This window comes from Sphingomonas sp. HF-S4, assembly GCF_032911445.1.
GTDB lineage: Bacteria > Pseudomonadota > Alphaproteobacteria > Sphingomonadales > Sphingomonadaceae > Sphingomonas > Sphingomonas agrestis.
Window position 1 is genome coordinate 824,415 of sequence record NZ_JAWJEJ010000001.1, and the last position, 13,347, is coordinate 837,761.

Consider the following 13,347-nt stretch of genomic DNA (forward strand, 5'->3'; position numbering starts at 1 on the left):
GCCGATGCGCGCAGCGGTCCTGCTCTGCGCGCTCTCCTGCCCGAGCATCGCGTCGGCGCAGCAGGGCATGGTGCTGCGCGTGACCGGCGCGGACGACCTGCCGATCGACGCTGCCGAGATACTTCTCGTCGCGCCTGTCCCCGGTGAAGCGCCGATCGCGCTCCTTTCGGACGGTGACGGCCGCGCCTCGATCGACCAGGCGCTGATCGAGCGTTGGGGGACGGTGAATGCGCGCATCTCGGCGATCGGCTATCGCGATGCGAGCGTCCGCATCGACCCCGCTAGCCCGCGCGACCAGGTGGTTCGCCTCGAGCCTGTGCGCGAAGAGGGCAGCATCGTCGTGATCGCGCGCCGCGTGTCGCGGCCGTTCAGCCCGCACATGCTTTCGCTGCTCGACATCGTGACCGATGCTCGCGCCAATGCCGATCCGGTGCTCGCCGCCAACGACTTGCCGTCGAGCACCAATGCGGCGCCCAACGCGACGCTCAACCTGCGCGCGACGCGCGCGTCGATCAGCCGGCTCTACCTTGGCGACATCCCGGTGTTCGAGTTCGTGCGCGGCGGCAGCCTGGACAGCACGACGCAGGGCGGTTCGATCTTCAACCTCGCCAACACTAAGGATGTAGAGGTCTATCCCGGCAATCCGCCCGCCTATCTGGCCGGCTCGACCGGCGGTGCGCTGCGGGCGCTACCGCCCAGCGCGGCGAGCGCCGGCGGCAATCTGTCGGTCAACAGCGCAGCGATCGGGCTGACCAACAGCTTCGTCTCGCCGGACGGTGGCTCGTTCGCCACGCTGTCCGGGCTCTATTCCGATTTCGAGCCGCAGCTTTCGGTCAATCCCAGCCTTTCCGACCTCGTCTCGCGGTTGCATCTGCGCAGCGCCGCGCTGGTTGGCCGGGCGACGGTGGGCCCGTCCTCCGCGCTCAGCGTCTTCGCCCAGGCGGAGAGCGAAGAGGGGCGCTATCCCGACACCGTGCTGAGCTCGACCGAGGCATTCGTCCAGGCCGCGCGTCGCCTTCGCCTGCTCGCCTCCTATGCCGCAGGCGTAGGACCCGCCGCGCTGACGCTCAACGCCGCGTACACCTGGACGCGGACGCGGCAGGCCTTTGCCGGCTGGTCGTCGGTGAGCAGCAATCGCTATTTCTTCACTTCGCTCGATCTTGCCGCCGACGCGCTCGACGGCAAACTGACCGTGCGCGCCGGCATCGACCGCGATCACGTCCACCAGGCGAGCGCGCAGGCCGTCGCCGGCTCGCGCATCCCGATCGCGGACAATGCTCCGCCGCGTTCGCGCAACCGCAATGGCGACGTGTCCGGTTACGCCTTCGCCTCCTATCGGCTGGGCCCGGCGGCCTTGGTCAGCCTCGGCGGGCGACACATCCTGTCGAGCAGTCTTGGCGGCGGGTACGCGCTCCAGGCAAGCGGGACGGTGTCGAGTGCCGATCGCCGACACAAGCTGATCGTGTCGCTGGGGCACTATGCCGGCGTAGAGATGCCGCAATTCGCCTATTTCGGCGGGCTCGCGCGGTCGGTCAGCCGGCAGGCCGAGGCGAATTACAGCTTCACCGTCCCGCGGCTGCGCCTGGGGCTGTCGGCCTATCATAGCGACGAGACGAGCGACGCCACCCGCTCGGCGCTGCGCGAGGGGCGGTTCTATGTCTTCGGGGACAGCCTGACCGGCATCGGCAGGCGCACCGTGACCACCGGAGTCGAGGCCTATGCCAACGCCTCTCCGATCGACCGGCTGGAGACCAAGCTGTCGTTCGCGCGGGTGCACCAGCGGCTGCACCTGGCAGGGGAGCGCGTCACCGGGAGCAACGATTTCGGCTATATCGCCCGCGCTTCGGCGCGCTACCAGGCGGGCGTCTGGGGACTGAACCTTGCCGCCACCGCGCGCGACCACGCACCGTTCACGCGCGTGCGATCGATCGAGACTGGGCCCGACGGCGAGGCGGTACCGCTGGTCGACCCGGTGAATGCGGCGCGGCTGCCGCGCTATTTCAGCCTCGATGCGAGCGCCGCCCGGCCGATCGCGCTGTCTCGCAACCTGCGCCCGCTGGGCTTCGTGTCGGTGAGCGACCTGCTCGACCGCCGCAACGCCGCCTCGCAGATCCTCACCGCGGATGGCTCCACCCGCTACCGGCGCTTTGCCGGACGCGTCGTCACTTTCGGCCTCTCGCTCAATTTCTAGAAGGATTGGCGATAGCGGCGCAGCGTGAACACGCTGAGCGCGCAGGCCGCGAGCGCGAACAGGAACAGGAACACGCTGTTGCGGGCCAGCGCCAGTTCGGAGAGCGGACTGCCATTGGCGAAGCGGGCGAGCGAGGCGCCCCAGTCGATAGGATTGGCATAGGCGACGATCGCCATCCAGCCGGGCATCGTCGCGTGCGAAATCAGCACGCTCGACAGGAAGGTCAGCGGCAAGGTAAGGAAGTTCATCGTCCCGATGATCGCCTGGATCTGGCGGAAATGCAGCGCGACCGCCACCGACAGCCCGGAAAAGCCGACGCCGAGCAGAAAGCCGATCACCGTCGTCGCGGCGATGGCAGGCAGCGATACCCCCGTGCCGCCGGCGACGAGCCCGACCGTGATGAGCACCGCCGCCTGCACGCCCGAAACGATGCCCGCGTGCAGCAGCGGCGCGCACACGATCGCGATGTCCGAGGCAGGGGAGAAGAACAATCGGTTCATCGCCCCGCGCTGGAGATCGGACAGGACCTGAATGCCTGCGAAGCTGGCGCCCATCGCGGCGGACATCACTGCGATCCCCGGCGCGATATAGGCGATATAGCCGGTGCCCTGCTCGCCGGAGAGGCTCGCCATCGCCGGCGCGAACAGGCTGCCGAACAGCAGCAGCCAGATCAGCGGCTGGGCCAGCGAGAAGATCAGGTAGAAGGGTGACTGGATCGAGAATTTGAGCGCTCGACCGGTGATCAGGGCTGCGGACTGCATCATCGTCTCCTGGAAGGCAGGGAGGGGGATCAGCGACCGCGCGGGCGGGGCTGCGGCTTGTCGAACCGCGTCTTGGCGATCGCGAGATAGGCGGCCTCGAGCGATTGCCGCTTGATCTCGAACTCGACGATCGAGGCCCCTGCGGCGCGCAGCGACTCCGCGACCAGCAATCCATCCTTCTGGGCATTTGCCATCGGCACGAACAAGTGGCGCTCGGCAATCCACGGTTCGTCCGTCGAGAAGCGCCGCGCCGTTTCGATGAGGCCGGGTGTGGCGGTGTCCTCGATCGTCAGGATCAGCATGTCGGATCGGTGCGCGGCGCAGATCGCCGCGGTGGTGTCGTCGGCCAGGATCTTGCCGTTCTTGACGATCAGCAATCGCCGGGCGTGCTTCTCCGCCTCGGCCATGTCGTGCGTCGAGAACAGGATGGTGACGCCGCTCGCGCCGAGATGCTCGAGCGTATCCCACATCTGCGCTCGGCTCTCGACGTCGAGGCCCTGGGTCGGCTCGTCGAGGATGATGAGTTCGGGCGAATGGAGCTGCGCCATCGCCATGTCGAGCCGGCGGCGGTTGCCTCCCGAGAGCGTGACGATCCGGACGTCGCCGGTGGCGTCGAGGCCGACATTGGCGAGGAGTTCCTCGGCGCGCAGCTGCGCCTGCTTCTTCGGCAGGCCGAACAGGCGGCCCTGGAAGGTGAGTTCGCTGCGCGGCGTGGCGCGATAGTCGAACATGCTGTCCTGCGCGACATAGCCGGTCGAGCGTGCGACGTCGGCGGTGCGCGCGTGGCGGCCATGCCCGGCGACTTCGATCTCGCCACTGGTCGGGGTGCTAAGGCGCAGCAGCAGGCGCAGCAGAGTCGATTTGCCCGCGCCGTTGGGTCCCAATATCCCGACCATCTCGCCGCGATCGACGCGGAAGCTGATGCCGTCGAGCGCGACGCGCTGGCCGTAGTGCTTGGTGACATTGCTAACCGCGACGATCGGGCCGAGCGTTTCGTGAGCGATGGCGGTGGCGGCGAAGTGTCGCATGGGGTTCCCCTTATCGTCGTTGCTGGATGAAGCCGCCGACTGCCCGGGCCAAGTGATATTCGGTGGCCGGGGACACGCCCAATCGGTTGCAGAACATGTGAAGGTGCGAGCGGACGATATCCTCCGGCCCGGCCACGCCTGGCGCTGGCGGTTGCAGCGCGTCGAGTAGCGCGGCGAGGCAGGCCTGCCACGCTGCGCCATAGCTGCGTGGCGGGCCGGCGGGGCCGTGCAGCGCGGCTTCGACCGTCGCGGGATCGCGCAATGCTACCGGTGCTGCTTCGTCGGTGACCGGCCAGCCGACCGCGGCGAACCATCGCTCCCAGCCCGCGGCATGATCGCGCAGGATGCGGCCGATCTCAGCCTGATCGTCGGTCAGGCTGCGCAGCGACGCGATCATGATCCCGATCGCCTGGCCGATTCGCCGCTCCATATCTCCCGAGGTGGCCGCGATGATCCCGAGCGACAGCGCGGTCGATCGGCAGAATGCCCTCTCGCTGAGCGGCATTGCCTGCGGACCGCCGTACCGCGCGATCTCGGGTTGGTAGGCGATGCGGCGGACGCCTCCCATAACGTCGCCCGAATCGACATAGGCCGGGGCGGCCTCGCACCAGCGGCGATGTATCCGCGCGGCGACGTCCTCATGCTCGACGCGCACGCGGATGCGCAGATGCGGTCCGCCCTCTCCATAGCGGATGAAGAACCAGTCGCCGGCGCCGTCGAGCTGCTTGAGGAAAGGTGCGGCGACGTCGACCAGGAAGGCATCGCTCATCGCCCCCGGCGATATGAAAACATGATCGGCCGACCAGATCGTCTGTATGGGGCTCAGCACCGCGGTCATGCGGTGGCAAAGCCCGGATTGACTGCCGCGTCCTGCCAGACGACGAGCTGCAATACCGACCAATGCTCGATCGGCAGCATCGCGTCGGCCGCGGCATGATCGAACGAGCGCATCGGGCGGCAGGCGAACCCCATCGCCGCGCTCGCCAACGCGATCGCCTGGCTCGCGATCCCGACGGCAAGATGCATGTGGAAGACCGCGCCGTCGCCGAACCTGCGCAGATAGTGGTCAAGGTCTGCGCTCAGCGTGACAACCGCTGCGCCGGGCGGTGCGGCATATCCCCAGGCGCGCGCCTGCGCATCCGGCGGCATCAGGATGTCGACGCACACGCTATGGCGCTCCAGTCCGGCGAACGATTCGACCGTTGCCGTGGCAAGGTCGCGCCATCGGGCGAGCCGGGTGCTGTCGGGCGTTGCGGACGCGCCGCCATCGAGGCGAAGGCCGGAGGAGCGGCGCCGCGTGGCGTCGAACAGCGTGCAGGGCGCATTGGCGGGCCAGCACGCCGTCAGATGCTCGACCGTCATCGCAGGGAAATGCGTTCGCAGGGTTGCGGCGAGCAGGGGCATCTCGCCGAGCGCGAGGGGGGGATAGTCCTGTGTCAAAACAGTGCGCGGGTGGTCCGCGGCGTCGCGCAGCCAAATGGCGATCTCGGGCGCGCCGAGCATTGCAGTCACGCGTGGGCCTTCGCCGTCGAGGATGACTCGATCGAGCGGCAAGCCCAAACTGCCGGCTACCAGTGCGAGCTGGGCAAGGACCGAGCCGAGCTCGAGCACGCCGAGGCAATAAGCCAGCTCGCCATAGGGCGTGGCGCAACGCGCCAAGTCGCACGAGAGCGTGATCGCGACGCTGCCTTCGGATACCGGTCGCTGGCGGTCGAGGACCCGCACCAGCGCGTGGTCGCGCGGCATGTAGCGATAGGTGACGGTCTCTCCCGCGCCGCGCACCGACAGCATCGCATCGACGGTGAACCGGCTTCCTGGCGAGGCGTGCGCGCGATGCTCGGCATTGGGGTTGAGCGGCTCCCAGCGCAGGATGCCGAGCGCGTGGCGCAGCAGCGACGAGAGGGACGGCGTGGCTTCGAGGTCGGGCCCGGCCGTAGCGACGGTGCGGAATGCTGGCCGCGGCGCCGGGGACGTCTCGGCGGGGCGTGCGTAGAGCTGGCCGCGCAGCCGATCCCAGAGCTCGCCGCGCAGCGCGTCCTTCCGGTGGGTCGTGCCCAGCAGATGGTCGCGCATCGGATCGCGATGTCCGGGCTCGGTTACTGGAAGTTGTGCGGTAGCCACGGGGCATGTCCCTGGGTGTCGCGGCGCAGCGCCGGATCGATCCTGGCGAGCCGCGCCCGGTCGATGCGGCGATATTGATGCCCAAAGGTCACCGGCAGCAGTCCCGGCGCCAGCACCTTGACGCAGCGCAGCCCGACCGACGCCGTCAGCGAATTCGACATGTCCACGAGCAGCACATCCTCCGCCACCCCCAGCACCGCTTCCGAAAGCGCGCGGAGCCTGCGCGTCAGGTTCGCCGTCCCGTGCAGGACGGAAGCGGCGGAGGTCTCGCGGAGCGAACGGCCGTCTTTACCGCCCCGCAGGAATTGCAGGCGCGCGAGGCTGTCGGGATGGCTGTAGAGCGTCGCATGGTCGTCCATGCTTCGAACCCGCGAGGAATCGGCCAGCATCGCCGCACCCTGGGCGCGCAGGGCCGCGATCTCGCCGGGTGCGCGGTGCTGGAGGCGCGTGCAGACTTCCACCAGCGCGCCGCGGAGCGCCTGCACGGCGTTCGGATGCGCGCCCGTCGAGACGATGCTGGCGACGGGCGCCTCGGGACGCGAGTCGATCGCGAGCACTGCGATCGCGGGTAGCGGCAACCCGACGCCGATATCGAGGATCGACACCTCGAACCCCGCTTCCTCGATACGGGCGACCATGCCTCGAGCGTACAGGTCGTCCCGTTCGTCGAGTGATATCGGCAGTGGCACCACGCGTCCGTACCAAGTGGAGAAATAGGCATCTCGCTCGATCACCTCGAACAAGCCGAAAAGTGCCGCCTCTTCGAAGCTTGCGCCAAGCGCGCATCCGTTGGAGGTTTCGGAGACAAATAGAGGCTCCCTGTCGGCGCTATTCTGTGGAAGGTCGTAGTAAGCGAGCTGCAACGGCAAATATATCTCTGCGCCGCGGCGAAGCGAGAAGGCTTTGATCCATTTATACTTCCGATCCGGATCGAATGGTTCGAGCCGATAGCCGGGTTCTTGCTGCTGCGAGGCCTTGGGCAGGATGAAGTGACGCGGGTCGACTGCATGCTCGGCGAGGTCGGCGAAGCGTGCAGTGATCTTCGGAGTGGCGCCACGCGGCCGGAAGCCTGAGAAACGCTCGAGTGCCTCCAGCATCGCGACGGCGCGGTCGTCGGCCTGGCAGCCGGTGCGACCGACGCCGATCTCCAGTTGCCGTGGGTCGTTGCGGCCGGCAAAGGCGGCGAAGGTCATCGAATGCGCCTTCGCCTCGGTCTCGCGCTCGAAATGCCGCACCAGCCCGAAGCGTGGGTCGGCCAGCCGCTCGGTCAGCGCGGCGAGGCTGGGCTTGTCGCGCTCACGCCAGCTTTCGGCGGACGCCGGCGCGTCCTCGCGCAGGCCAAGGGTGGACGGGGGCGGGACGGCCGCGCAGCGCGGGCAGTCGGGATGTGGCATCAGCCGATGCTCGGCGGGAAGCAAGGTTTCTAGGTCGAACCACAGCATGCGGCGCCACGGCTGCGGATCCGGGCGTTCGGTTTCGGCGAAGCGGGCGAGCAACGCCGCGATCAGGGCGGCAGCCATCGGCGGCGCTGCTTGCGGGTCTCTCTCGTCCAGACCGAGCACGGGCGCCCAAAGCCGCGCGCATCGCAGGCACGGCGCACCTCCCGGAGCGACGATCGGGCCGATCACCACGCGCGTCCGGTCATAGCCGAGGTGGCAGACCGTGCGGCCATCGGCATGCGCGGCGGCTTCGTGGTGGAGCGCCGTCTCCGCCTCGTGAAACGGAAACGTTGCGATCAGCATGTCGGACGGGAGGACGGGCTGCCGGTCGAGTGCGCCCCGAAGCGCGGTGGCAAACGGAGTCGCCGGGCCGGCGAAACGGGGGCGCGGTCTCGTCACGCGACGAACCTGCCGAGGACGAAGCCGTCGACTGGTAGCCCACCCAGCTCGTCGAGCATTTCCGGGACGAGGCCGCACTGCTCGGGACGGAGCGCTACCTCCTGGCGAAGGTCGAGATCGCAGGGAAGGATCGCCAGGCTGGACGATGCAGGCAGGGTCGACGGCTGGTCCAGCTGGAGCGCGCTGAGGATCCGGCCCAGCGCTTCGATAGCGGCGTGCAGTGCGCTGCGGCCGAGCGCGAACCGCCGGAAACCGCCCGCGGCTACATCCGCGCGGGGCAGTCCCGAGCCCGGGTCGATGCCGATTGCGATCGCCGGCTGCTCCCCCAGGTACAGGCTGGTGAGGCGGACCAGCGTACGGAACGCGATGTCATCGTCATCGTCGTAGCGTAGCCGCCGGGACGCGGGAGGATCGGCCGCCACCGGAGCCTGCCGCTCGGCCCAGGCGATATAAGCGCGCTCCGCCCATTCCTCCTGCGAGCGCCCGGCGGCATGCCCCGCCGAACCGGTCAGCCGGTCGGCCAGCGCTTCCAGCGCGGCGCGGATCGCTCGCGTGGTGACTTCGCTCGGCGAGGCCGCCCATGCCGTGACCAGGGCGCCTTCCGGCAGGATGCGAAGCCCGCGATGCGCGATCGGGAAGGACGGCAGGGCCGCCTCGTCCGCCCATCCGAGGAGCGGGGCAGGGGCGGCGAGGAACGGCCGCGCGATTGCCACCCATTGTTCGCGTTCGGACTGGAACGGCGAGCGGATCCGATCGTCGAGCGAAGGTGCGGCACCGGGGCCGGGATCGGCGGCATAGAGCCCGCCATCGGCACGAACGACCATGACGCCGGCCAGCGGCACTTCGCCAGCGATGATTGCGTCGAGCGCCTGGAAGGCCGCCAGATTGCCGATAACGGTCCGCGCATAGCCGCTCACTGCCTCCGCCGACCCGACGGGAAGCAGCGGCCGGACCGGCACCTCGCCCGCCCTGGCGCGCGCGACCACACCGGCACCCCGTACGATGCCCGCCAGGATCCGCGGTCCCCCAGCGTCGCGCGCGACCGCGTCCTCGTACACGTCGCCGTCGATAACGCGGACGTGTAGTGTAGCAGCGGACCTCTTGGCGGCATCAACGAAGCGGTGGCGGCAATGCGTTCCTGCCAGCAGATGTTCGATCTCGGCACGCTCGTCGGCATCGTTCGCGCCGATCATCAGTTCGCCGGCCCCTGCATCGGCCAGCGCCGACACTGCCATCACGAAGCTGGGGCCCTGTCCGCTGACGAGGATCGGATCGCTGCGCCAGCGCGCCGCCGCGGTCGCGGGATCGGCAGCGCGGTCCTCGATGTAGGCGCGGCTCGGGGTAGCGATTAGTTCGGACGCCGTTTCCCACGTGTCGCGGCTCGCCTCGGCGAGGAGCAGCATCCGGCGCTTTCGCATCTCGGTCGCGATAAGCGCCACTACAGGTGCGGCGCGGCCATAATCGGCGCGCAGTTCGTCGAGCGACAGGCGGCCGTCGAAGCGCGCGATGATGTTGCGGACCAGTGCGTCGGGAACACCCTTGAATCGCAGGTCGGTGTCCCCGAGCATCACGCGGCACGGCGGCACCGCATCGACATGGACGCCGGCGCGTACGCGCGGGAACAGGTGGCCTTCGATCATATCGGCGCTCCGGCGAGCACCCGGACGCGTTCGGTGGCCTGCGCGGCTACAGCGGGGAAATCCTCCACTACGGCGCGCGACAGCAGATAGCAGGCAAGCGCGCGTTCGACCGGGGTGATCGTCGCGCATGCCAAGGCTTCATAGGCGACGTTGACGACGATCCGGAACCGGTGGTGCAGCGGCGAGGCAAAGACGGCCGCCAGCCGTTCGGTGTCGAACATCGCATGCAGGTGCTGCGACACTTGCGCCGCGGAGCCGAGCGTGTCCTGAATATGGAGCGGATTGTTGACTTCGATCGGCGCGATGGGCGCTCCCGGCTGGGCCTGGAGCACCTTCAGCCATGCGTCGAGGCTCGCCGCGGCGCCGAGCCAGCCGGCCAGATCGGGGGCGTCTCCCGAGACGATTTCGCCGATCGCGCGGACAGCCGGTGCCCGCAGCCGGTTCCAGGCCTCCTCGAAACTTGGGCGCATCGTCGGGTGCGCGGTGAGGAACAGGCGCGCGTGCGCGGAGAAGGAAGTCGGCCAAAAGGCATATTCGCAGCTCTCGGCGATGCTGCCGATCGCGGCGAGGCGGCGTGCCACCGCAATCAGGAACGTGCCGCGCGCGCGCTGCTTCACCGCGACGAGTGCCGCGATATCGGGCAGGATTTCGCAATGGAACCCGGCGGCGGCCTGCCAGAGGGGTTCCGACCCCCACAAGGTGGCGCGCTCGTTGGCGATCAGTGCGACCGAATTGTTGTCGAGTAGCGGCTCCAGCGGGCCGGACCATTGCTCGGCATCGGCCATCCGCTGCGATCGTTCGGCGAAGTCGGAAGGCAGCGGCGTGGTCGAAGGATGCCGCTCGACCCAGGCTGCGAGCGCATGCACGGCGTCGCGCAGATCGGCAGCATCCTCCTCGATCACGCAGTCGAGATGCGGTCCGCGCGCCCAGTGGATGCGAAGAAAGCCGCGGGTTCCCATAGCGCTTCGCACGTCGAGCAGGATCGGGCACGCCGCCGCAACGAGCGGCGAAGCGTCGGGCTCGAACCAGGCGGTGCGGATCGCGCGCTCAAACATCGGCTTCCCTCACGCCGAGCTCGATCGTGATCTCCGCCGTATGGGGCTCGCCGCTGATCGAGACCGGCGTGTCTCCCGGCTCGGGCAGCACTTCGGTGATGCTGACGTGTCCGCGCATGTTGCGGAGCGCACGCTGGAATGCCTTGACCAGCCATACGCTGTCGATGTCCAGATACATCGGCTTGCGTGCCTTGACGGGGCGAGGATCGCCGTCCGGGCGGGAGGACTGGGTGTTCGACGCATGGAAGAACGCCTTCGGGGGCAGGTCGTGCGTGCGCCACGTGTCGCGCAGTGCGACGTAAAAGGCCAAGTCGGACATCGTCGGATCGGGCAGCGCCTCGATCGCGATCCGGTGCGTGCGCCGCGCCAGCACCAGCTTGCCCAGGCGCAGTCGTGGTCGGGTCTGGATCTGCTGCCTTGCCGGGCCGCGCTCGCGCGCAAAAACGCCGCTCCCGATCGAGAAGGGCAGGTCGGTGGCGCCGTTGGTCCAGTCAAGCAGCCGGTGCACCGGCGGCAGCGCCCAGGAATTGAGGATGCCGAAATAATAGGGGTTTAGGCGTTCGCCGGCCGGGCCTTCGAGCACGAGTTGGTTACGCCGAGGATCGTGGCGCAGGCGGCAGGCGTGGACCGGAACGTGATCGGTGCCGGCGAAGTCGGCGGGGTAGAGCGGGATCGAGATTTCGGAATCGCATAATCGGGGATGGCGATTGGCGTTGAAGCCGAACACGCCGGGGATTGCGATGGTGCGTCCAGGTGCCAGGTCGTCGAGATATGCCGACACCGCGTCGCCGTGATCGAGGAAGCGCGAGGTCATGCGGGCATTGCCGGGATAGACGGCGTTGACCAGGAAGTGCCGGGCGCCGGCCTGCATGAGGAACTGGCCGTTGATGCAGTGCGACCGTGCCCGCCGCCGATAGCTTGCGGGAATACGCTCGAAGAAGCGGCGGACGAGGTGTCCCGGGATCGTCCAATCCTCGGTGCCGGCGTTGCGATCGCGCAGCGCATCGGCGAAGTCGGACGAGACCGTGTCGAGTGCCAGCGCGTCGGGATCGTCGGGCACGGTGTCCGAGTGCCAAGGCGGCGCTGCCGAAGGATCTTCGCTAGGTGCGGCCATCAGTTCGGCAGTGGCCGTAAGGAATGCAATGGGGTCGCGGCATTGTCCGCCCGTGCCGAACTGCGCCACGAAGTGACGGGTCACCCAGGCGCTTGCCCAGCTATAGCCGCGGAGCAGCGGGAGTAGCATCAGCAGATCGGCCAGGTCTGTCCGGAGGTCGCCGACCGCGTTGCGATGGAGCCGGATCGCAGGGGATTCGATGACACAATCTTCGTGAAGGATCGGGCGCATCTGCGCGGCGCGTACAGAGGCGCCAGCCTCCGACAGCAGCTCGTCCAGTACGGGTTCGACCATCGCCGGCCGAGCGGCGGCAAGCTCGTCCAGCCTTTTCGCGATCTCGTCGGCAAGCGGGCGGCGGAGGGATGCTGCGACCGATCGGGCGCGGTCGAGTATCTCGCCCTGCTGCGGATTTTCATTGCGCAGGACGAGCAGGTCGAGTGACACTAGCCGCTCGATCAGCGCATCGATCCGTTCGGCCTCGCCTATATCAAAATGAGTGCGCAGATGGCCCGCATAGTCGACGAGCGTCCGCGGCATGGGTGCCGAAGCGAGGTCTCGAACGATGCCGAGCAAGCCGGGCGCGAGCCGGACGCGGTTGGTGGTCGCAGCGATTCCGAAGGTCTCGGACTCGGGCGTCTCGGACCAGGCGATGCGCTGCCACTCGGCCAGTTCGCCCACGATCAGGATGGTCGGGTTAGCGGTAACGATCGTGTGGGACGCCAGCCGCGAGGCGCTTGCGAGCAGCGGGCGCAACGCGCGCTCGATCACGCTTTCGCGCAGGCGAACATCACGGCGCACGGCGATATCGTTCAGCGCCAGGGCAAGCGTGTCGGCACCGCCTTGCTGGTCCCAGGTGCCGAGCGCCACTAAAGTCAGCGATGATTTGGGGCTGGTCTTGAGCGTCGCACGGGTAAGGAAGCTGGATAGGCCCAGATAGAGGTTCGCCATATCCTTGCGGCGGGGCGTTTCGCCGGCTTCGAGCTTGCGGATGGCCTGGTCGAGCGGCGGGCTGCTCGCCCGCAGCGCCGCGCGTAGATTGGGCAGCACGGCGGCCCCGCGGAGCACCGCTGCCTCGACGTCGAGATCGCCTTGATAGGCGCATGTGCGGGCATCTTCCAACGCCGCGAGCTCCGTGACCGCCTCGATGGGGCCGCGCGTGATTTCGTCGATATATGGGCCCAGCGAGGTGAGTAGCGACGGCTGCGGCAGGCGAAGGTTGAAGAGGTCGCGCTTTAGCTGGAGGAGGTTCCGGATCCGCGTTCGCTCGTCGGTCTGCGCGACGGCTGCTTCGATCAGCGCGCAGGCGGCTGCGGCGTCCTTGCGGGCCTGCGCGCGCGCCTGGCCCAGCCGATCGTGCGCGGCGGCCGTCAGACCCGAGCGCAGCGCACGCGCTGCGGCGACGGGCTCGCCGCCGATGCGAAGGACGAAATGGGGATGCCACCGCACGCGCGCGTCGAAATCGCCGCGCGCGTGCTCGGCCGGTTCGATGTCGATGGCGGGCGCCTGGATCGGTTGCGTCCCCGCCATAACGCAGGATGGATCGTCCACCTGTTCCCCCTCGGCGAACTGAAGCGATTGCAGTGGCAACAACGCGCCGGA

At 68.5% G+C, this 13,347-nt stretch carries 9 protein-coding genes; 1 reads left to right on the forward strand and 8 read right to left on the reverse strand.

Annotation, left to right across the window (positions count from 1 at the left end):
• Positions 1-4 precede the first annotated feature (4 nt).
• A complete protein-coding gene (locus RZN05_RS03580; RefSeq protein ID WP_317225250.1) occupies positions 5-2,191 on the forward strand; it encodes a TonB-dependent receptor in 2,187 nt (728 codons plus the stop codon).
• On the opposite strand, the gene RZN05_RS03585 is transcribed toward RZN05_RS03580, so the two are convergent.
• From RZN05_RS03585 to RZN05_RS03620, 8 genes are all read right to left on the reverse strand, one after another.
• Positions 2,188-2,952, reverse strand: a complete 765-nt coding sequence (locus RZN05_RS03585; protein ID WP_317225251.1) for an ABC transporter permease — start codon at positions 2,950-2,952, stop codon at positions 2,188-2,190. The genes RZN05_RS03580 and RZN05_RS03585 overlap by 4 nt on opposite strands.
• Positions 2,953-2,981: 29 nt before the next feature.
• Entirely contained in the window at positions 2,982-3,980 is a 999-nt protein-coding gene (locus tag RZN05_RS03590; RefSeq protein ID WP_317225252.1) for an ABC transporter ATP-binding protein, read from the reverse strand.
• 10 nt (positions 3,981-3,990) lie between these two features.
• On the reverse strand, positions 3,991-4,818 hold the full coding sequence (locus RZN05_RS03595; RefSeq protein WP_317225253.1) for a thiopeptide-type bacteriocin biosynthesis protein: 828 nt from the start codon (positions 4,816-4,818) through the stop codon (positions 3,991-3,993).
• Positions 4,815-6,053 (reverse strand): nitroreductase family protein, encoded by a 1,239-nt coding sequence (locus RZN05_RS03600; protein ID WP_317225254.1) that lies wholly within the window; start codon positions 6,051-6,053, stop codon positions 4,815-4,817. Before RZN05_RS03600 ends, RZN05_RS03595 begins: the two co-directional genes overlap by 4 nt.
• Positions 6,054-6,076: 23 nt before the next feature.
• Positions 6,077-7,843 carry a TOMM precursor leader peptide-binding protein gene (locus tag RZN05_RS03605; RefSeq protein WP_317227556.1) on the reverse strand — a complete coding sequence of 589 codons (1,767 nt, stop codon included), beginning with the start codon at positions 7,841-7,843 and terminating at the stop codon, positions 6,077-6,079.
• 92 nt (positions 7,844-7,935) lie between these two features.
• Positions 7,936-9,579 (reverse strand): hypothetical protein, encoded by a 1,644-nt coding sequence (locus RZN05_RS03610; RefSeq protein ID WP_317225255.1) that lies wholly within the window; start codon positions 9,577-9,579, stop codon positions 7,936-7,938.
• On the reverse strand, positions 9,576-10,634 hold the full coding sequence (locus RZN05_RS03615; RefSeq protein ID WP_317225256.1) for a hypothetical protein: 1,059 nt from the start codon (positions 10,632-10,634) through the stop codon (positions 9,576-9,578). The genes RZN05_RS03610 and RZN05_RS03615 overlap by 4 nt, the downstream gene beginning before the upstream one ends.
• Positions 10,627-13,275, reverse strand: coding sequence for a lantibiotic dehydratase (locus tag RZN05_RS03620; protein WP_317225257.1), 2,649 nt, complete (start codon positions 13,273-13,275; stop codon positions 10,627-10,629). Before RZN05_RS03620 ends, RZN05_RS03615 begins: the two co-directional genes overlap by 8 nt.
• Between the last annotated feature and the right edge of the window lie 72 nt (positions 13,276-13,347).

Bases quoted from the DNA above. Each gene is read 5' to 3' on its own strand.
- RZN05_RS03615 (WP_317225256.1), bottom strand. From the start codon at position 10,634: ATGTTTGAGCGCGCGATCCGCACCGCCTGGTTCGAGCCCGACGCTTCG.
- RZN05_RS03605 (WP_317227556.1), bottom strand. From the start codon at position 7,843: ATGCTGATCGCAACGTTTCCGTTTCACGAGGCGGAGACGGCGCTCCAC.
- RZN05_RS03585 (WP_317225251.1), bottom strand. From the start codon at position 2,952: ATGCAGTCCGCAGCCCTGATCACCGGTCGAGCGCTCAAATTCTCGATC.
- RZN05_RS03580 (WP_317225250.1), top strand. From the start codon at position 5: ATGCGCGCAGCGGTCCTGCTCTGCGCGCTCTCCTGCCCGAGCATCGCG.
- RZN05_RS03595 (WP_317225253.1), bottom strand. From the start codon at position 4,818: ATGACCGCGGTGCTGAGCCCCATACAGACGATCTGGTCGGCCGATCAT.
- RZN05_RS03610 (WP_317225255.1), bottom strand. From the start codon at position 9,579: ATGATCGAAGGCCACCTGTTCCCGCGCGTACGCGCCGGCGTCCATGTC.
- RZN05_RS03600 (WP_317225254.1), bottom strand. From the start codon at position 6,053: ATGCGCGACCATCTGCTGGGCACGACCCACCGGAAGGACGCGCTGCGC.
- RZN05_RS03620 (WP_317225257.1), bottom strand. From the start codon at position 13,275: ATGGCGGGGACGCAACCGATCCAGGCGCCCGCCATCGACATCGAACCG.
- RZN05_RS03590 (WP_317225252.1), bottom strand. From the start codon at position 3,980: ATGCGACACTTCGCCGCCACCGCCATCGCTCACGAAACGCTCGGCCCG.